The 18,737-nt window shown below is 64.0% G+C and carries 18 protein-coding genes; 5 read left to right on the top strand and 13 right to left on the bottom strand.

Annotation, left to right across the window (positions count from 1 at the left end):
- Positions 1 to 63: 63 nt before the first annotated feature.
- Entirely contained in the window at positions 64 to 1,383 is a 1,320-nt protein-coding gene (locus LB568_RS04600) for an ABC transporter substrate-binding protein (protein WP_013896939.1), read from the bottom strand.
- 169 nt (positions 1,384 to 1,552) lie between these two features.
- Between LB568_RS04600 and LB568_RS04595 the strand changes: the two genes are divergently transcribed.
- Positions 1,553 to 2,338, top strand: coding sequence for an IclR family transcriptional regulator (locus LB568_RS04595; RefSeq protein WP_224729337.1), 786 nt, complete (start codon positions 1,553 to 1,555; stop codon positions 2,336 to 2,338).
- Between the two features lie 66 nt (positions 2,339 to 2,404).
- On the top strand, positions 2,405 to 3,244 hold the full coding sequence (locus LB568_RS04590; RefSeq protein WP_224729335.1) for an amidohydrolase family protein: 840 nt from the start codon (positions 2,405 to 2,407) through the stop codon (positions 3,242 to 3,244).
- 9 nt (positions 3,245 to 3,253) lie between these two features.
- On the opposite strand, the gene LB568_RS04585 is transcribed toward LB568_RS04590, so the two are convergent.
- From LB568_RS04585 to LB568_RS04550, 8 genes are all read right to left on the bottom strand, one after another.
- Positions 3,254 to 4,225, bottom strand: a complete 972-nt coding sequence (locus tag LB568_RS04585; protein WP_224729333.1) for an ABC transporter permease — start codon at positions 4,223 to 4,225, stop codon at positions 3,254 to 3,256.
- A 1-nt stretch (position 4,226) separates the two neighbouring features.
- On the bottom strand, positions 4,227 to 5,177 hold the full coding sequence (locus LB568_RS04580) for an ABC transporter permease (RefSeq protein ID WP_224729332.1): 951 nt from the start codon (positions 5,175 to 5,177) through the stop codon (positions 4,227 to 4,229).
- On the bottom strand, positions 5,174 to 5,914 hold the full coding sequence (locus tag LB568_RS04575) for an ATP-binding cassette domain-containing protein (RefSeq protein ID WP_140572817.1): 741 nt from the start codon (positions 5,912 to 5,914) through the stop codon (positions 5,174 to 5,176). The genes LB568_RS04580 and LB568_RS04575 overlap by 4 nt, the downstream gene beginning before the upstream one ends.
- Positions 5,907 to 6,644: an ATP-binding cassette domain-containing protein gene (locus tag LB568_RS04570; RefSeq protein ID WP_224729331.1), complete on the bottom strand. Its 738-nt coding sequence runs from the start codon at positions 6,642 to 6,644 to the stop codon at positions 5,907 to 5,909. Before LB568_RS04570 ends, LB568_RS04575 begins: the two co-directional genes overlap by 8 nt.
- Before the next feature lie 88 nt (positions 6,645 to 6,732).
- Entirely contained in the window at positions 6,733 to 7,920 is a 1,188-nt protein-coding gene (locus tag LB568_RS04565; protein ID WP_224729330.1) for an ABC transporter substrate-binding protein, read from the bottom strand.
- 24 nt (positions 7,921 to 7,944) lie between these two features.
- Positions 7,945 to 9,090 carry an ABC transporter substrate-binding protein gene (locus LB568_RS04560; RefSeq protein WP_224729501.1) on the bottom strand — a complete coding sequence of 382 codons (1,146 nt, stop codon included), beginning with the start codon at positions 9,088 to 9,090 and terminating at the stop codon, positions 7,945 to 7,947.
- A 32-nt stretch (positions 9,091 to 9,122) separates the two neighbouring features.
- Positions 9,123 to 10,283 carry a CaiB/BaiF CoA transferase family protein gene (locus tag LB568_RS04555; protein WP_013896932.1) on the bottom strand — a complete coding sequence of 387 codons (1,161 nt, stop codon included), beginning with the start codon at positions 10,281 to 10,283 and terminating at the stop codon, positions 9,123 to 9,125.
- Between the two features lie 2 nt (positions 10,284 to 10,285).
- Positions 10,286 to 10,837, bottom strand: a complete 552-nt coding sequence (locus tag LB568_RS04550; RefSeq protein ID WP_224729329.1) for a MaoC family dehydratase — start codon at positions 10,835 to 10,837, stop codon at positions 10,286 to 10,288.
- A gap of 200 nt (positions 10,838 to 11,037) precedes the next feature.
- On the opposite strand from LB568_RS04550, the gene LB568_RS04545 reads away from it, so the two are divergent.
- Complete coding sequence (locus tag LB568_RS04545) at positions 11,038 to 12,135, top strand: lactonase family protein (protein WP_224729325.1); 1,098 nt, start codon at positions 11,038 to 11,040, stop codon at positions 12,133 to 12,135.
- Between the two features lie 47 nt (positions 12,136 to 12,182).
- Here LB568_RS04545 and LB568_RS04540 read toward each other — a convergent pair whose 3' ends face one another.
- The 3 genes from LB568_RS04540 to LB568_RS04530 form a co-directional block, all read right to left on the bottom strand.
- A complete protein-coding gene (locus LB568_RS04540; RefSeq protein WP_224729323.1) occupies positions 12,183 to 13,163 on the bottom strand; it encodes a Tim44 domain-containing protein in 981 nt (326 codons plus the stop codon).
- A 72-nt stretch (positions 13,164 to 13,235) separates the two neighbouring features.
- The gene (locus LB568_RS04535) at positions 13,236 to 13,529 is read right to left on the bottom strand and encodes a zf-TFIIB domain-containing protein (RefSeq protein WP_013896928.1); all 294 of its coding nucleotides are present in this window, start codon (positions 13,527 to 13,529) and stop codon (positions 13,236 to 13,238) included.
- A gap of 197 nt (positions 13,530 to 13,726) precedes the next feature.
- A complete protein-coding gene (locus LB568_RS04530) occupies positions 13,727 to 14,716 on the bottom strand; it encodes a zinc-dependent alcohol dehydrogenase family protein (RefSeq protein ID WP_224729321.1) in 990 nt (329 codons plus the stop codon).
- A gap of 102 nt (positions 14,717 to 14,818) precedes the next feature.
- Between LB568_RS04530 and LB568_RS04525 the strand changes: the two genes are divergently transcribed.
- Complete coding sequence (locus LB568_RS04525; protein ID WP_224729319.1) at positions 14,819 to 15,721, top strand: LysR family transcriptional regulator; 903 nt, start codon at positions 14,819 to 14,821, stop codon at positions 15,719 to 15,721.
- 115 nt (positions 15,722 to 15,836) lie between these two features.
- On the top strand, positions 15,837 to 17,483 hold the full coding sequence (locus LB568_RS04520; RefSeq protein ID WP_224729317.1) for an acetolactate synthase large subunit: 1,647 nt from the start codon (positions 15,837 to 15,839) through the stop codon (positions 17,481 to 17,483).
- 48 nt (positions 17,484 to 17,531) lie between these two features.
- On the opposite strand, the gene LB568_RS04515 is transcribed toward LB568_RS04520, so the two are convergent.
- Positions 17,532 to 18,701 carry a substrate-binding protein gene (locus LB568_RS04515; RefSeq protein ID WP_115143813.1) on the bottom strand — a complete coding sequence of 390 codons (1,170 nt, stop codon included), beginning with the start codon at positions 18,699 to 18,701 and terminating at the stop codon, positions 17,532 to 17,534.
- Positions 18,702 to 18,737: the final 36 nt, after the last annotated feature.

Genomic DNA, 18,737 nt, shown 5'->3' with positions numbered 1-18,737 from the left:
TCGCCGGCGAAGCGCGATCGCCTCCCCCATTCCTGATGGGAGAGGCAGCGTTGGGAGACGGTTCTAGAGCTTGCCGGCGTCCTGGAGGATTTGTGTCGCCTTGGCGGCGGCTTCGTCCAATGCCTGCTTGGAGGTCTTGTCGCCGAGGATCGCCGCCTGTAGCTCCGGATAGACGGCGTTCGAAATCTCGATCCACTCAGGCGTCTGCGGCACGGCAAAGGCGTGTTTGGCCTCTTCCTGGAAGGCGGAGAGAACCTCCTTCTTGTACGGATCGTTCTCGGCCTGCTTCAGGTCCCAGTCCCAGACCGCGGTGCGGGTCGGCAGCGGGCCGGCGGCGGCCTCGAGCTTCTGGCTATCCTCGTTGGTCAGCCACCAGACGAGCGAAGCGGCGGCTTCCTTGTTCGGGCAGTTCTCGGTCACCGAGAAGCCATGGAAACCGGACCAGCCGGTGCGCTTGCCGGAAGACCCTTTCGGCGCGACTTTCACGCCGACATTGCCAGCGACTTTCGACGATTTCGGATCGTTGAAGAAGCCGGCCCAGCCTGGCCAGTCGAGGTTGATGGCGACGGTGCCCGAGGCAAAGCCCTGGCCGAGATCGTCCCACAGGTAGTTGGTGGTTCCGGCCGGCACGGCCTTGGCCTTGTAGAGGTTGACGAACCAGTCGAGCGCGCGGATGCCAGCCTCGGAGTTGAAGACGGGCTTGCCGTCCTTGTCGAGATATTCGCCGCCCTCGGCGACCACCATCTCGTAGAAGCGGCCGTTGATCGCCTCTTCCTTGCCGGCGAACTGGGTGCCGTAGAAATTGGGCGGGTTGGCGAAGAACTCGGCCTGGTCGGTGACTTCCTTCCAGGTGTCCGGCGGCACCAGGTCATAGCCGTATTTCGCCTTGAACTTGGCCTTGTTATCGGCGTTCTCGTAGAGGCTCTTCTGGTAGTAGAGCGCCGAAACGTCGAACTGGGCACGCGGCAGCATTTCCAGCTTGCCGTCGATGGTTGCCGCTTTGATTGTCGACGGCACGAAGGCGTCGATCTCTTCCTTTGGCAGCAATTTGCTGAGGTCGGTGTAGAGGCCTGTATATTGCGGCGCGAAGGAGGAATGGTTCCAGCCGACGCACCAGTTGGTGCTGCCCGAGGCGATGTCGGACTTGAGCTCCTTGTCGATGTCGAAGCCGTTCTTCTTGGTCAGGATGTTGACCTTGGCGCCGGTCGCCTTCTCCCATTCCGGGATCCGCTCGTAGAGCTTTTCATATTGCTGGCCGCCGATCAGCTTCACGTCGACGGTCACGCCTTCGAACTTGCCGGGCAGGTCGCCGGCAAGGGCGGTGCCTGCGCCGAATGCAAGCATCAATGCGCCGGCGCACACGCCGGAAAGCAGTCTGTTCATTGGTATCCTCCCTGGGTGCGCCTCAGCGGCGACCGCAACTCGTCTGATGACAAGAAGCGTTACATTCATATGCAAACAAAACATTTACGGGCACGTCAAGGCGAAATTTGTTTCCGTTCGACCGCATTCCTGCGTATATGAAGAATCGATTTTACTGGAGGGTTGAGGCATGGATGACAGCGAGGACGAGCGCTACCGCGCGCCAGCGCTCGACAAGGGGCTCGACATTCTCGAACTGCTGGCCGGCGTCGACGGCGGCCTGACGCAAGCCGAAATTGCCAAGAAACTCGAGCGCAGCCCCAACGAATTCTACCGCATGCTAGACCGGCTGGTGCGGCGCGGCTATGTCACGCGACTGGACGGCGACCGCTATTCGCTGACACTCAAGCTGTTCGGCCTGGCGCAATTGCACGCTCCGGTGCGCCGGCTGGTTTCCTATGCCACGCCGCTGATGCGCGAGCTCGCGGAGACGTCGCAACAGGCCAACCAACTCGTTGTTTTTGATCGCGGTTCCGCCGTTGTGATCGCTCAGCAGGAGGCCCCGAACTACTGGGGCATCTCGATCCGGGTGGGGTCCCACATCAGCCTGTTCGACACCGGCTCGGGGCATGTGCTGCTGGCTTTCCGCTCGGAGGAAGAACGCCAGATGATGATCTCCGAACATGTCCGCAGCACCGACAAGATGGCGCAGCCGGCCGAATTCTTCACCCGCCTCGACCAGATCCGCGACCGCGGCTATGAGATGATGGCCTCGATGCAGACCGCTGGCGTCTTCAATCTTTCGGCGCCGGTGCGCAGTTCCGACGGCAGGGCGATCGCGGCGCTGTCGATTCCCTACATCACCGTCGTCAACGCGCCCTCGGCGCCCGACATAACCAGGACCATCGAACTGTTGCTGGCCATGGCCGAAAGGTTGTCACGCCTGGCCGGATCGGCGGTTGGTGCATCGGCGTAATTCTTATTTGAATGAAGAATTCCTCCGTGAGATGATCTGAAAAAGCCTGAAGGGAGGAACCTCGCCATGATCGTCGACACCCATCTGCATCTCATAGATCGCTCGGTGCTGCGCTATCCCTGGCTTGCCGGCGTATCGGCGCTCAACCGCGATTTCTCCTATGAGGAATATGCCGGGGAAGCGCGGCGTGTCGGCGTCGAGCGTGTGTTGCATATGGAGGTCGATGTCGATCCAGCCGACATCGAGGCCGAGACCGCTCGGGTCGAAGTTCTGTCGCGGCAATCAGGCAGCATGCTCACCGGAGCGATCGCCTCCTGCCGGCCGGAAGAGACCGGCTTTGCAGCCTATCTCGAACGCCAGCGGGCAAACCCCTTCGTCAAGGGCTTTCGCCGCGTCCTCCATGTCGTGCCGGATAGCCTGTCGGAGGGCGCGCTGTTCCGGGATAACATCAAGCGGCTTGGCGGCACCGGCCTGACCTTCGATCTCGTGGTGCTGCCGCACCAGATTCCGAAAGCAATAGCGCTGGCCGACCTTTCGCCCGATGTCCAGTTCGTCCTCGACCATTGCGGCGTGCCCGACATCAAGGGCGGAGCCGAGCATCCATGGCGCGAACATATGAGCGAGATCGCGCGGCGTCCGAACGTCATCGCCAAGATTTCCGGCGTCGTCGCCTATGCCGATCCCGGCAGCTGGACCGTCGAGACGCTTCGGCCTTACGTCGAGCACACAATCGGTGCGTTCGGCTGGGACCGTGTCGTCTGGGGCAGCGATTGGCCGGTCTGCACGCTTGGCGGCGGTCTTTCGACCTGGGTGGCGGCGACCCATGCGTTGCTTTCAGGCTGCTCCATTGCGGAGCGCGAGCGGCTGTTGTCCGCGAATGCCCGCAAGCTCTGGCGGTTGGACTGACTGGCTCTCTCAGATGGTCGTCGAGACGTGCCGTTCGCGGCCGTAGAGCGAGACCAGCAGCACGATGATGAAACCCAATGCTGCTTGCACCGCAGAGGGCTGGAAGCCGAGGCCGATCAGCAGCGTGTTGATCTCGGTCAGCACCAGCACGCCGGCGATCGTGCCGAGATAGCTGCCGCGCCCGCCGACCAGGGCCGCGCCGCCGACGACGACCGCGGCGATGGTCTGGAACAAATAGGGCTGGCCGACATCGCCATAGGCCGAGCCGGTGAAGCCGAGCAACAGCACGCCGGCCACGGCGGCGAAGAAGGCGCTCGCCGCATAGGTGATGACCCACATGCGGACCGGGTCGATCAGCGCCAGCGGTGCGGCGCCGGGATTGCTGCCAAGCGCATAGAGCCGGCGCCCGTAGGGCGTCCGTTCGAGCACCAGCACGACGAGCGCTGCCAGCACGACGAGGCTGGGCACCAGCCATGGCACCGGCAGTGGCCCGGCCGATCCGCCGATCGACACGAAGCTGGAAACCGCTTGCGGTGCCGAGCCCGAGGGGAAGCCGGCTGTCCACAACAGCACCAGCCCCTGCACGACCATGCCGATGCCGAGCGTGACGATGAGCGGCTGGATGTCGAGGCTGCGCGAGATCAGTCCGTTCAGCCCGCCGATGAGAACCGCCAGCACGCCGACAAGGCCGCAGACGAGCAAGAAGTTCCAGCCGTCGCCGTAAAGCTGTGCGGCCACGACATTGGCAAAGCCGATGACGAAGGGAATGGACAGGTCGATGCCGCCCATGATGACAACCAGCGTCTGGCCGATCGAGGCGACTGCCAGCAGCGAAGCGAGCACCAGCATGGCGCGCACGGCGAACGGCGAAGAGTAACCGGGAATGAGGACTGCGCCGGCAAGATGCAGAAGGGCGGCGACGCAGAAGGCGCCCACGACGCGGGCATTGGTCCTCGCGAATAGGTTTCGCTTGGCGGCCATGTCAGCGCCCCCTCATGGCAAGACGTTCCTGCAGCGCGGTCAGCATCACCGCCAGCACCAGTATCGCGCCATAGGCGATCTGCAGTACGAAGGTCGAGACGTTGAATGTCGTCAGCACGCTCTGCAGCAGGAAGATGTCGATCGCGCCGATCGCGGCTCCTGCCACACCGCCACGGCCACCGGCCAGGCTGACGCCGCCAAGCGCGACGGCGGCGATGGCGATCAGCGTGTAGGTCGGTCCTATATTGGGGTCGGCCGAACCGATCAAGGCTGTCAGCATCAGCCCCGCGCATCCGCCGAAGATGCCGGTCATCACATAGGCGATGAAGCGGACGCGGGTGACATCCACACCGGCGGTGTAGGCGGCGCGGTCATCGCTGCCGACCGCCATCAACTGGTCATAGTAAGGCGTGCGCCGCACCAGCCACCAGGCGATGAACATCGCCGCCAGCGGCAGCATCGACAGCGGACCGGACAGCGCCTTGAGCCAGGCCGGCGCGGGACCGATCGGCGCCGGCAGGATCGTCAGCGTGATGCCGGTGAGGATCAGATAGGTGCCGAGCGTCGCGACGATCGGCTGGATGCGCACGACTGTCGCCAGAAAACCGTTCGCCGCACCGATTAGCGCGCCGATGAGCAAAGCCGCTGGTACGAGCATCAGAGGCGAGGAGATGCCGGCTTTGAGGAAAAGCACCTGGATCACCATGGCGTTGACGAAGCCCATCAGCGGCCCGACCGAAATGTCGATGCCGCCACGGCCGGCGAGGATCACCGGTGTCGAGGCGATCGCCGCTCCGATCAACGGTGCTGCCAGTCCGACCAGCGCGCCCCACGATCCCGGCTGGAACCGCCCCGGGCTGAGGATGAGATTGACCGCAAGCAGGACCACCAGCAGCACGACCGCGAAGCCGACGTTTCGCCCAAGAGACAGGAGGCGCGTGAGAGGGCTCATGCTGCGCGTCCGAACATGGCAGAGATCACGCTGTCGGTGGTCATCGCTTCACCGGAGATTTCCGCCGCGACCTTGTTTTCCCTGAACACCAGCACGCGCTGGCACAGGAGAAGAATCTCCTCGATTTCGCTGGACAGGATGACGAGCCCCATGCCGTCCGCGGCCAGCCCGCGAAAGACATCGTAGAGTACATGCCTTGTCGCCACGTCGACGCCGCGCGTCGGATCGTTGAGAAGCAGGATCGCGGGTTCCAGCGCCAGCGCCCGTGCCAAAAGCACCTTCTGCTGGTTGCCGCCCGACAGGGTGGTGATCGGCGCATCGGGCCGGGGCGCGACGATCGATAGCTTTTCCCGGTAGACATCGTAGCGTGCCTTGCGCGCCGCGGGACTGATCAGGCCAAGGCGCGTGTCGCGCGACAGTGTCGAGACGGCGAAATTGTCGAGCACCGACTGCGTCGGGAAAATCCCGTTGGCGCGCCGGTCGCGCGGCAGATAGGCAATGCCGCTGGCCACTGCCTTGCGGAAGCCTGTGATCTTGCGGAATGCGCCCATCTCGATCCAGCCGCCAAGTGGCGGCGCCAGGCCGGCGAGCATCTTGAGGAACAGCTCCTGGCCGTGCCCGTCGAGGCCAGCAAGGCCGACGATCTCGCCGGGAGCGATGGTTTGCGTGATCGCGCTGGCGCCCGGCGCGATGACAAGGTCGCGGACGGCTAGGCCTGGAGCGGCGCGATCAACCATGCGCCAGCTCCGCCGCCGTGCGTGGCGCCATCGCCTTCAGCAATTCCGACGGCGTCGAGGCACCGCGTTCTTCGGTGCGCACCACGCTGCCGCCGCGCAGGATTGAGATGCGATCCGAAAGCGACACCACTTCGTCCATGCGGTGCGTGATGAACAGGATGAGGCAGCCTTCGCCGGCCAGCGCGCGCATCAGCGGAAAGACGGATTCGCGATCGGCGAAGTCGAGCGCGGCGGTGACTTCGTCGAGGATCAGGATTTTTGGATTGCGCACGATCGCGCGGGCGAGAACGACCAGTTGCTGCGCGGCGAGCGGCAACAGGCCGGCGGGCCTGTCGAGGGGCACGTCGGTGACGGCGAAGCGCTTGAGCGCTGCTCCCGCCCTGTCGCGGCGTTCGTTGCGAGGCACGGCGCGCCGTAGCAGGCCGTCGAGGCCAAGCAGGATGTTGTCGGCCACGCTGCGATCGGGCGCGACCAGTACCTCCTGGAATACCGTGGCAAAACCTTGTGCCTGGAATGCCGAGGGGCTCGTGCCCGAGAACGGCTTGCCCTGCAGCAGGATGGCACCACTGTCCGGCTGGACGATACCGGACAGGAGCTTGACCATCGTGCTCTTGCCCGAACCGTTCTCGCCCAGGATGGTGTGGATGGTACCCGCCCGGAACGCGATCGAAGCATCCGCGAGCGCGACCGTCTCGCCGTAGCGTTTGGATATGTTCGTGATCTCAAGCATGCGGTGTTTCGAAGCTGGCAAGCCGGATCCCCGAAAGGAGCCGGCTCGCTGAGATTTTATCTGTCGCAGGCGTCAGTTTGCGCCGGCATCACTTTGCACAGGCATCTGGCACCTTCGAATAATCCCAGCCCTTGGTCGGTGCCGGGTTCGAGAAATAGGCGTCGAGCCATTCCTCCGGCATCGGGTCCGTCGGCGGTATCGGGAAGATCGAGACGGCATCGGTCGTCATGCAGTCCTTGTACCATTGGCCGAGATCGGCGTTGTGAACCGGCGGGATCGGGATCAGCAGCGTGTTCAGCTTCGGCTTCTGGCCGTCGAGCATGCGCTCGCCGACACGGAACAGCGTCTCGGCCGTCCAGTGCGGCAGCACGGCATGGCCTTCGAAGCGGTATTTGTCGGGGTTGGCCTTCCAGTAGCCCAACGCGTCGCCCGTGATCGAGCCGGTGATCAGTGGCGCCGGGCGACCGGCTTCGGCGAAGGCCTCGGCAACGACGCGGCTTTCGCTGCCGGTCGTCCACACCGCGTCGATCGGCGCCGGGTTGGTGGCGATCGCCTGCAGCACCACGGTCTTGGTGACGTTGGCCGTCCAGTTGCCGTTGACGGTGCGCGAAATCTTCAGCTTCGGATTTTCGGCCAGCGCCTTGTCCGCGCCCTGGCGTTCCTGGACGACGATCGGGTGACCTGCAATGCCTTCGACGAGCAGGATGCTGGCGCCGTCCGGCTGTGCCTTGCCGATCGCCGTCATCATGTCATAGCCCCAGCGCGCATAGTTGGAATCGACATTGATCGCGTTCGCACTGGTCACCGAACCGGCGGCGGTGATGAACGGAATGCCGGCCTTGGCGGCTGCGTCGATGGCATCGTCGAGTGCGGTGGCGGAGCCCGGAATCGAGGTGATGATCGAGCACTTCTTGTCGATGAAGGCGCGGATCTGGTTGATCTGCTGGCTGGCGTCGTTGTTGGAATCGGAAACCTCGAAGCTCGACACCGTGCCGTCGGCGATCAGCCCGTCGACGAGCCGCTTCAACTCCTTGGTCACCGTCACCCGCCAGGGATTGCCCTGGTAGGATTCCGAGTGGCACCACTTCCACGGCTTCGACGGCGGGGTGAAATTGTCCCAGGCCGAAGGCAGCACCTTCTGCGGCGCGCCGTCATACTGCGCCTTGAGTTCGGTCGGCAGCCCGCCGATGACGCCCTGCACATCCTGCGCGTAGGAAGTGGTTGCCAGCGAGGCGAGGGCGGTAGCGGCCAGCAGGCCGCGGGTCTTGTTTTTCATTGTTCTCCTCCGTTCGGTTTCGTTTCAGGCTCCTCCACCGGCAGCGCCGGACACCTGCGCCAGTGAACTCTCCCGGAACAGGCGATTGAGATCGGCAACGACCTGGGCGGCCTTGTGCCCTGAACTCATGCCGGAAAGGATGCGTTCGGACGCCGCCTGCTGGAACGCCATGTAGCCGTCATGGCGCGGCCGCACCCATGAGCCTTCCAGCGTCGCGCGCGTATCGCGATAGAAATTGCCGGCCGCCGCGTTGACCGTCCGGTCCTCCCAGGCGGCGGCGTGGCCGGGCTGTCCGCCGGCGGCGGCGTAGGGACCGCGCTGGACATCGCCGCTGGCGACCCAATAGGCGAAGTCGATCGCGGCATCCCTGACTTTGGAAAAGGCCGACACCGCTATGCCGGTGCCGCCGAGCGCCGAACCGATCGGCCCGTTCGAGCCGATGACCGGGATGTCGGCGAATGCCAGCTGGTGTGCGCGAAAGCCCGCGACCGCATAAGAGACGTAGCCGTAGATCAGCGGTGCGCAGACGATGCGGGAACCGGCCTCCGCCATGCGCTCCGAAACGGCGATCGGATCCATCTCGAAGCAGGCCGGCTCGACCAGAGCCGCGATCTCGCGCATCGTCTCGAAGACTTCGCTGCCGGTCTCGATGCCGATGAGATCGCGGGATGGATCGGTCGCGCAGGAATGTCCAAGATTGCCGGCCAGCGTATAGAACACCATCAGCACATGGGGTGGGCGCAGCGGCAACAGCACGCGGCCTTGCCGGGCGAGATCGAGCACATCGCTCCAGCGCGCTGGCGCTGCATCAAGTGCATCCGGCCGCCATGCCTGCACCTGGCTGGCGGCATCTATCGGGAATGCCCATTGCCGCCCTTGCCAGTTGTAGCTCCGATAGGACTGGCCGACGCTGCCCGAGGCAAGCGCGGTGCGCTCGGCCTCGCGGCCGGCGACATCCAGTGGCGCGAGGCAACGCTCCGCCGTGATCTGGCCGACATGCGGGTGGTCGATGACGATCAAATCATACGTGCGCGCCAGTTCCTCGACCGGGAAGGACTCGAAATCCTGGAGCGAGCGCTTGTCCCATTCGACGGCGACACCGGTCTTCTGCTGCCAGAGAGCAGAGCAGGCGACCATGGGGTCGTAGCCGCGCGGATGGCTCCAGGTCATGCCCCTGAGGGCGGGCACTAGAGTGAGCGTGGTCACAGGCCGAACTCCCGGCGGATTGCGGCACTGTGCTCGCCGATGCGCGGTGCCGCTCGATCGACCTTGGCCCTGATGCCATCGACCCTGAGCGGCGAGCTGGTGGTGAGGATCGAGACATCGTCCTCGCGCGTCACCGTCTGCAGCATGTCGAGCGACTGGAACCCTTCGCTGGCCAGCATTTCCGGCCAGGTCAGCACCTTGGCGCACCAGATGTCGGCGGGCTCGAGGATATCAAGCCATTCGTCGATGGTCTTGGTGGCGATCCGCTGCGCGATGATCGCCTTGATGTCGTCACGCGCGGTGAACCACGATGCCGGTTTGTCGCGATAGGGCGCCAGCTCATCGAGCGATAGCAGGTCGGCGAGCTTCGGGATCGGCGTCATGGCGATGGCGAGATAGCCGTCCTTGGCCGGATAGACGCCGTAAGGCGCCGACAGATAGGCATGCGCGCTGCGGAAGCTGGAGCGGCGCGGCAGGCGGCGGCCGTCATTGAGATGCGTGGTCAGCACCTCGAACTGGAAATCTACCAGCGCTTCCAAAAGGCTGGTTTCAATATGGCTGCCTTGACCGGTGATGCCGCGCCGCACAAGTGCCGCCAGGATGCCTTGCGCGCAGGCCGCACCTGCCAGCATGTCGCCGATGGCAAGCCCGAACGGCACCGGCCCCTGGTCCTCGTCGCCGTTCAGCCACATCACCCCGGAGCGCGACTGTGCCAGCAGGTCCTGGCCGGGCCGCTTGACCCATGGGCCGTCTTCGCCATAGCCGCTGATCGAGGCGTAGACGAGCCGCGGATTGATCTTGCGGACGGCTTCGTAGTCGAAGCCGAGCCGCTCGATGACGCCCGGCCGGAAATTCTGGATCAGCACGTCGGCCTGGGCCAGCAGCCCGCGCAGCGCCTTCAGGTCGGCCTCGTTCTTGAGGTCGATGGCGAGGCTTTCCTTGGCCCGGTTGATGGCATGGAAGATAGTGGAATCGCCGCCGATTTCGGTGTCGCTGAGATAGAGCCGGCGCGACAGGTCGCCGCCATCCGGGCGCTCGATCTTGATGACGCGGGCGCCGAGATCGAGCAGCCTGAGCGAGCAGTAGGGCCCGGACAGGAACTGGCTCATGTCGACGACGACGAGACCGGCAAGCGGCAATTCGGCCAAAGCCGGCATTCTTATTTCTCCGTCTTGCCGACGAAATCGGCAGGGTCGCGGTACTTCACCGTCTGCAGGTGCTCGCAATACAAAACGAGTTCGCCTTCGCCCTTGAACACCTCATAGCTGGCGCGGATCAGGCCCATCTCCTTGTAGCGGGGCGTCTTGTCCAAATTGGAGCGGATCGAATAGATCGTGTCGCCGATGAAGACAGGCTTTATGAAGCGGAGCTTGTCGTAGCCATAGGAAAAGGCGTTGACGCAGTTGGTGGCGACCAGTCCCAGGCCAGCCGAAAAGACGAAGGCGCCGGCGATCAGCCGTTTGCCGAAAATGCCTTCGTCCTCGGCAAACATCTGGTCCTGTACGTAGGGGTGGATGTCGAGCACCAGCGTGTTGAAAAGGTGGCTGTCGCCTTCCGCCATCGTGCGCCGCAACGAGCGGATTTTCTGGCCGACCGGCCAGTCCTCGTAGAACCAGTTCTCGGCATTCCAAACCGGCAGCGCGGCGTGATCGGCCGGCATGTTCTTGGGGTGCGTCGAGGCGACGCCGACAGTGGGCGCGAAGTCGTTCATGGCTGGCTCCGCCGATCTCGCAGGAGGCTTCGCGCAACCGTTCGAACACGCATCGAGGCGCAGGAATGCACGACGTCTCCTCCCGTCAATCTTCTTTTGTAAATAGTATTTTCACATATGGGGTTGCGTTGCAAGCGTGAACAGGCGAAATTTTGGCCGGTCCCGCGGCACCCGAGCGCCCGTGGGCAGGGGAGGAAATCATGAGCAACGCCTGTCTGGTCTTCATCGGCTGCCTGAACCGGGCAGCGCCGTATTTTCAGGGCGCGCGCGGCGTCGGCCTCAGCGTCTACAGCTTTGATGAGAAAACACTGGAAACCAAAAAGCTGGCCGAGACCGATGACGTCGACAATCCGACCTTCCTGTCGGTGACGCCGGATGGCACGCGGATCTACGCCAATTCGGAAGTCTTCACCTGGCGCGAGGGAACCGTTTCCGCCTACGGCTTCGATCGTGGCTCCGGGACGCTCACCTACCTGAACAAGCAGCCATCGCTGGGCAGCATCGCCGCCCACAACACCATCACCCGCGACGGGACGAAGCTGCTGGTCGCCAATTACGGCATGGGCGAGGGCGGTCCGGATCGCGCCGTGGCAGTCTATGGTTTCGACAAGGATGGCGCGTTGACGCCGCCGCTGGCCAGTGTCTCGCATAAGGGAACTGGCCCGAATGCGACCCGGCAGGAGCGTTCGCACGCCCACAGCGTCACCGAGACCATTGCCGGCGGAACGGCCATCGTCGCCGACCTCGGCATCGACCGGCTGGTGTCCTACCGGATCGAACGGAATGGAAGCCTGAGCAAGCTTGCCGAATCCGAGTTGCCGCCGGGCGCCGGTCCGCGCCATCTGGCACTGCATCCGAACGGGCGCTTCGTCTTCGTCATGAACGAGCTGGATTCGACCGTGGTGTCGATGAAGTTCGACGAGGCGAGCGGCAAACTCTCCATCGTCGACGCCAAACCGGCGGTGCCGGCCGAGGCGCGCGACAGCAACCATTGCGCCGATATCCAGATCGCGCCGGACGGCCGCTTTGTCTACGGCTCCAACCGTGGTCACGACAGCGTCGTCATCATGGCGATCGCCCAGCAGACCGGTGCACTGAGCCTCGTTGGCTATGTCCCCTGCGGCGGTGCGACGCCGCGCAACCTGGCGCTGACGCCGTCAGGCGGTCATCTGTTCTCGGCCAACCAGAATGGCGACCGCATCTCGATCTTCGCCCGCGATGCCGACAGCGGCATGCTGGCCGACAGCGGACGTGCCATCGGCATCGGCACGCCGATGTGCGTCAAGATCGTGCGCTGAACCGCTCGCAACGACGCCTCGAAGCCTGGGATAAGACTGACCGGGGCTCAGGCCTGTTGGATGGCCGAGAGCTTCCAGTTCGAGCCGTTCTCGCGCATGAATGTCCACAATTCGGTCGTCTCCGTCGGATGGTCATCGTCGCCCTCGACGGCCTTGCCGCTGGCTCGTTCGCGCATCACGTCACGAGACTCGTAGCGCAATGCGGCCGTGGCGTAGTCGCGGTCGTCCTCACGCCAGCTTTCCGCGATGTCGGCCTGCAGCAAGGTGATGTCCGATACCTCGTTCCTGAGACCTTTCTGGGCATTGTCGGCCAACTCTTCGGACAGATAGGACACCATCTCGGGAGTCGTCGCCCGGCGCAGGGCGGCATGGTCTTCGCGTCCGAATGCTTCCTGGACATCGGTCAACAGTTGCTGAAATGCGTCGAGGTCGGTCTGGGCCAGCGTAATCTCCTCGGAGCCGCCGGTCGGAGAACTTCCACCCGAACCGCCGCCAAAGCCGGGGATTGTGAAAGAACCTGCCGATTGCTGCGGTGATGCAGCGCGGTTCTCAAGCCGCGAAGCCGGGGCATTGCCGGCACCGGCGAGCGCAGGACCACGCGCGGATTGCGACCGGAAGAACCTGATAGCCAGCATGATGGCGCCGCCGATGAGCACGGCCTGAAGCAGGAAACCGAACATGCCGGCGAGGCCGCCGAATCCTTGGCCCAGGAGCAGCCCGATCAGGCCGCCGATCAGCAGCCCGCGCATCATCGTTCCACCGAAGCCGCTCATGAAGCCGGGCCTCTGCAGGCCCGCCTGCGGCTGCCGGGCGGGGTTGTTCACACCGGTGTTGGGTGTCATCGACCGCTCGACCGGAGCGGTCGGCGCCGGTGCGGTCCTTGTCGGCGGCGCGGATTGGAAGGTACGCATGCCACGGCTGCCGAAACTGCCGCCGCGACGGGCCTCGGCATGATCGATCGCGACCATGGAGAACGCCAGGAACAGTCCTGCAAAGAGGGCGGCAAATCGGTTTGTGCGCGGAATCATCGGGATGGACCTTATCGATGTGGTTTTTGAGATTTCAGCAAACGACGGCCCGGTACCGGGCGGCGCCATGCCTCAATCGAACAATTCTTCGAAGAATGATTTCTTCCGCTTCGGATAGCGGTGGCCCTGCGAGCGGGAATAGTCGTCATCGCGGCCCTGGCTGTGTTGTGGCTGGGAGAATGGCGCCGGCTGCGGCGCGGGCGACGCCTCCCTGCCGGAACGTTCGATGATCTTGTCGAGTTCGCCTCGATCAAGCCAGACGCCGCGGCACTGCGGACAGTAGTCGATCTCGATACCCTGGCGTTCGCTCATTGTGAGCGCGACGCGGCAGGAGGGACAAACCAAACCAAGGAGGGAAGATGTCATATGGGGCTCCAAACCAAAAGGAAATGAGCCCGCTTGACCGAAAGGTATGGAAACGGGCCCGTTATAGCGGTCCGACATCACAATCGCCAAGAACGATCGTCAGAGGGGCCCGGCCCGCAGGGGACAGTTAGGAATGCGGGACCGTGCCTTCAAGGGCGATATTGCCGCGAGAATGATTTGTTCGCCGTTGCGGCCCTTCAGAGCGTCACCACGATCTTGCCGAACTGTTCGTTCGACTCGAGATAGCGATGGGCCTCGACAATCTGGTCGAAGGCAAAGGTCCTATCGATAATTGGCCTCAGCGTGCCGGTCTCCAGGCCTCCAAGGATAAATGCCTTGGCGGCTTCCAGCTTGGCCGGGTTGCCGGTGATCTCGTGGACCAGGTAGCCACGCAGCGTCAACGTCTTGCCCAACACCGCAGCCAAAGGGAACGGCGTCGGCTCACGGCTGAGGCCGCCATATTCGATGAGAATGCCGCCAGGTGACATGGCCGCTGTCAGTGGCTCGAAGATCGGGCCGCCGACCGCATCCAACACAACGCGGACGCCTGGCGGTCCGGCGATTTCCATTAGCCGGGCCTTCAGATCCTCCTCGGCCAGGATCACGACTGCTGCCGCTCCGGCGTCGAGCAGGGCTTGTTTCTTCGCCGATGTCCGCGTCACCGCGATCGCCGTCGCGCCGACACTGTTGGCGATCTGGATCGCGGCAAGTCCGACACTGCTCGACGCCGCCGTGATGACGACGACATCTCCACCGCGTAGCCTGGCAATGTCGATCAGCGCGCCGTGGGCGGTGAGATATTGCATCCAGACGAATGCTGCCGTTCGCCAGTCGAGCGATGGCGGGTGTTTGACGACGAGCGCGGCGGGATATGTGACCAGTTCGCCATAGGCCGGCCAGCGAACCATCGATTGCGGCGGGATGATGCTGACGGCATCGCCCGTTGCGAAATCCGCGACGCCTTCGCCCACCGCCTCGACGACGCCGGCCGCTTCCAGGCCAAGTCCGGAGGGCAGGGCCGGTGTCTCGATATAGGTTCCCGCACGCAGCAATGCCTCGGCGCGGTTGAGGCCCAGCGCCTTGACGCGGATCTGCACCTCGCCCGCACTTGGCGGGGGAAGGTCGACATCCTCGATGCGCAGTACCTCGGGACCGCCATGCTGGTGGAAGCGGACAACACGTGTCATTCGGGATACTCCAAATCATTTGAACCGAATGAGCTATGCAGGGAACGCTCTCGCGGATAAATGGCGGTACAGATAAAGCAGTAGAAACCAGGAGTTCCGAATATGGATCGGCTCGAGAGCATGGCTGTCTTCGTTAGGGCGGTCGACCTCGGCTCGTTCGCTGCTGCTGCCGTCGCACTCGATCTGTCCGGACCGATGGTCGGCAAGCACGTCCGTTTTCTCGAGGAGCGCCTCGGCGTGCGCCTCATCAATCGCACCACACGGCGGCAAAGCCTGACCGATTTCGGCCGCGCTTACTATGAGCGCTGCAAGATTGTGCTGGCCGAGGCTGAAGCCGCCGATGCGCTCGCCGCCGACCAGCTCTCGGAGCCACGCGGAAAACTGCGCGTCACCATGCCGGCGCATTTCGGCCGCCACTGCGTGACGCCCGTGCTGCTGCAGCTGGCGCGGCAATATCCGATGCTGGAACTCGATCTGTCCTTAAGCGACCGCTTCGCCGACCTTGCCGAGGATGGCTACGACCTTGCCATCCGGACCGGCGAATTGGACGACAAGGCCGGCGTGATCGCGCGCCGCGTCGCACGCCAAGGCATGGTCGTCTGCGCAGCGCCCTCCTATCTCGGAATTCATGGCGAACCACGAGGGATCGAGGACCTCGCCGATCATCAGTCGATTGTCTATCGCCGGCTCGGCCAGGTCGTTCAGCCATGGCTGTTTGCGCGTGAAGGGCAGCCCCTTCAGGAGATCTTGCCAACCGGCCGATTGCGGCTCGACGACCTAGACGCCATCGCCGATGCCGCGGTCGATGGCATGGGGATTGCCTGGCTGCCTTGGTGGCTGGTTCGCGAGCGCATTCGGGCAGGCGCGCTGGCGGTGCTGTTGCCGGACCAGCCGCGCCATCTCTACGACTGCCATGCCCTTTGGCTGCAGACGCCGCATCTGCCGCTCAAAGTGCGACTGGCCGTCGACGCGCTGGCGACCGCCTTGCCGAAATTGATGGCGTGATCGCCCGTCGCGGTTAGCTCTTCCGTGAACCAATGCGCACTTCCGGCCTTTGCGGCGCCGCTTTCCCTGCCATATGAAGGTGGCTGGTGGAATTTGCGCATCGTGGGAGAGACAGTTGACCAAAGGTTCGGATCTGTTCGTGGCAGCCCTCGAAAATGAAGGGGTCGACCGGATCTTCGGCATTCCCGGCGAGGAAAATCTCGACATCGTCGAATCGATCCGCCGCTCGTCGATCCAGCTGATCCTGACCCGCCACGAGCAGGCGGCCGCCTTCATGGCCGCCACCTATGGCAGGCTCACCGGCAAGGCAGGCGTGTGCATCACCACGCTTGGTCCCGGCGCGCTCAACCTGACGACCGGCTCGGCCTATGCGCTGCTCGGCGCGATGCCGATGATCATGATCACAGGCCAGAAGGGCATTCTGTCATCGCGGCAGGCACGCTTCCAGATTGTCGACATCGTCGCGGCGATGAAGCCGCTGACCAAGCTGTCGCGCCAGATCGTCTCGCCGAAGATGATCCCCTCGCTGGTGCGCGAAGCCTTCCGTGTCGCACAGGAGGAGCGTCCCGGCCCCGTGCATCTGGAACTGCCGGAAGACATTGCGGCGGCGGAGTGCGAGCCGATAGCACTCGTGCCGACGCACCCGGTCGAATTGCCTCTGGCCAGCGCCACCGCGCTCGATCGTGCCGCCCGCATGATCATGGAGGCCAAGCGTCCGCTGCTGATGTTCGGCGCGGCGGCGTCGCGGCCGCGCGTGACGCCCGATGTCGCCCAGTTCGTGCTGCGCACCCAAATTCCCTATTTCACCACGCAGATGGGCAAGGGCACCGTGCCCGGCGGCACCGAGCTCTACATGGGAACGGCAGCCCTTTCCGAGCGTGACTATGTGCACGAGGCCATCGAGCAGGCCGATCTGATCATCACCATCGGCCACGACACGGTCGAGAAGCCGCCTTTCATCATGGGCGCCAGGGGACCGAAGGTCATTCATGTCGGCTATCAAACCGCCGACGTCGAGCAGGTCTATTTCCCGCAAGCCGAGATCGTCGGCGACCTTGGCCCTTCGCTGGCGCTGCTGGCCGATCGCATCGAGGGCAAGATCCCCAATGCGCAGGCCCTGTTGCCGCTGCGCGAAGGCATTTTGAGCCGGATCGCGGCGCGCGCCACCGAAGACCGCTTCACGCCGCAGCGCATCGTGCACGATGTCCGCGCCGTCATGCCGGCGGACGGGATCCTCGCCCTCGACAACGGCATGTACAAGATCTGGTTCGCGCGCAACTACCGCACGCGCATGGCAAACACGCTGCTGCTCGACAACGCGCTCGCCACCATGGGTGCCGGCCTGCCGTCGGCGATGATGGCGGCACTGCTCTATCCCAGGCGCCGTGTCATGGCCATCTGCGGCGACGGCGGCTTCATGATGAACAGCCAGGAACTGGAGACCGCCGTCAGGCTCAAGCTCAACCTCGTGGTCCTGCTGCTTGAAGACCACGCCTATGGCATGATCCGCTGGAAGCAGGCGGTCGACGAATTTCCGGATTTCGGCATGACCTTCGGCAATCCCGACTTCGTCAGATACGCCGAGGCCTATGGCGCCAGGGGGACCAGGGTTGGCGAGATCGCCGACTTGCAGCCGGCGCTGGAACGGGCCTTCACCGGCGGCGGCGTGCATCTCGTCGTCGTGCCCATCGACTATTCCGAAAACACCAGGGTGCTCGTCGACGAACTGCGCGAGCGGCTGCCGGCGCCGCAAGCGAGTTGACGGCGGCAAAGCCGCCGTCAGGATTGCCTGGAGCCGTCGCCGAAGCTCCTACAGCTTGCAGTAAGGCGTGACCGGCGCGATCGTCCCGAAATCCTTGACGATCTCGTAGCTGATGCCGTCGGCCGCCGCCTTGCCGACATAGGAATGGCAGAGCGTGTGGTTGTTGCTGGCATCGACGCGGATCTTGCCTTGCGGCGCGTCGAACTCGATCGTCGGCAACGCCTTGAGCACATCGTCGTCCTTCAGCGACCCGGCCTTCTCGGCGGCCAGCGCGTAGAGATGCAGGCCGTTGTAGCCGGCTTCGCCGATGCCGTTGACCATCTTCTCCTGGCCGAACTTTTCGCGGAAGCTCGCGATGAACTTCTTGTTGACCGGATTGTCGAGCGCCATCCAGTAAGGCTGCGGTGCATAGGTGCCGGCGGCGACGCCGGGCGGCAGCGCGTCCTTGTTGAAGACCTCGTCGAGTGGCGCGATCAGCGGCTGCTTGATGTCGAAAGAACGATACTGCTTGAGCTGGGTGACGGCGTCGTTGCCGACCACCATCGACCACACGACATCGGGCTTCAGCGATTTGATCTTCTGGAATGCCGGGCCGAAATCCGTTGTGCCGAACGGATAATAGTCCGCGCCGATGATCTTGCCGCCGGCCTTCTCATAGGCTGCCGTGATCGCCTCGGTCATCTTCTGCGGCCAGGCATAGTCGGAGGCCATGACGTAGATGGTCTTGCCGAGATTCTCGGCCACCCACGGCATCATCGGGTCGACCTGCTGCATCGGGATCGGGCCGGTGGCGACGAAGTAACGGTTGCATTCGCCGCCTTCGAAATTGGTCGGATAGAAGAACAGCTTCTTGGCCTTCGAGGTCACCGACAGCGTAGCGCTTCGCTCTGGCGAAATGATCGTGCCCATGACCACGTCGACCTTGTCTTCGTTGATGAGCTTGCGCGCCTTGTCGATCGAGCCCTTGGTCGTGGTCTGGTTGTCCTCGATGAACAACTCGACCTGGCGGCCGCCAATGCCGTTGGCGGCGTTGAGCTCGGCCGCGGCGAGCTTGTAGCAATTGAGCAGCGTCTCGCCGAGGATCGCCTGCAGTCCGGTGATCGGGATCGACAGGCCGACCTTGACGGTGTCGGCGGCGCGCAGGATCGACGGCGCGCCGACCATGGCGAACGCGGCGGCAGCCCCGCCGGATTTCAGGATCGTTCTTCTGCTTATCATTGTTATGTTCCCTTCCAGTCCAGGCGCGCCCCATGC

It is taken from the genome of Mesorhizobium sp. B263B2A (genome assembly GCF_020165775.1).
In the GTDB taxonomy this organism is placed as follows: domain Bacteria; phylum Pseudomonadota; class Alphaproteobacteria; order Rhizobiales; family Rhizobiaceae; genus Mesorhizobium; species Mesorhizobium opportunistum.
This window is presented reverse-complemented; position numbering and strand designations above follow the sequence as displayed.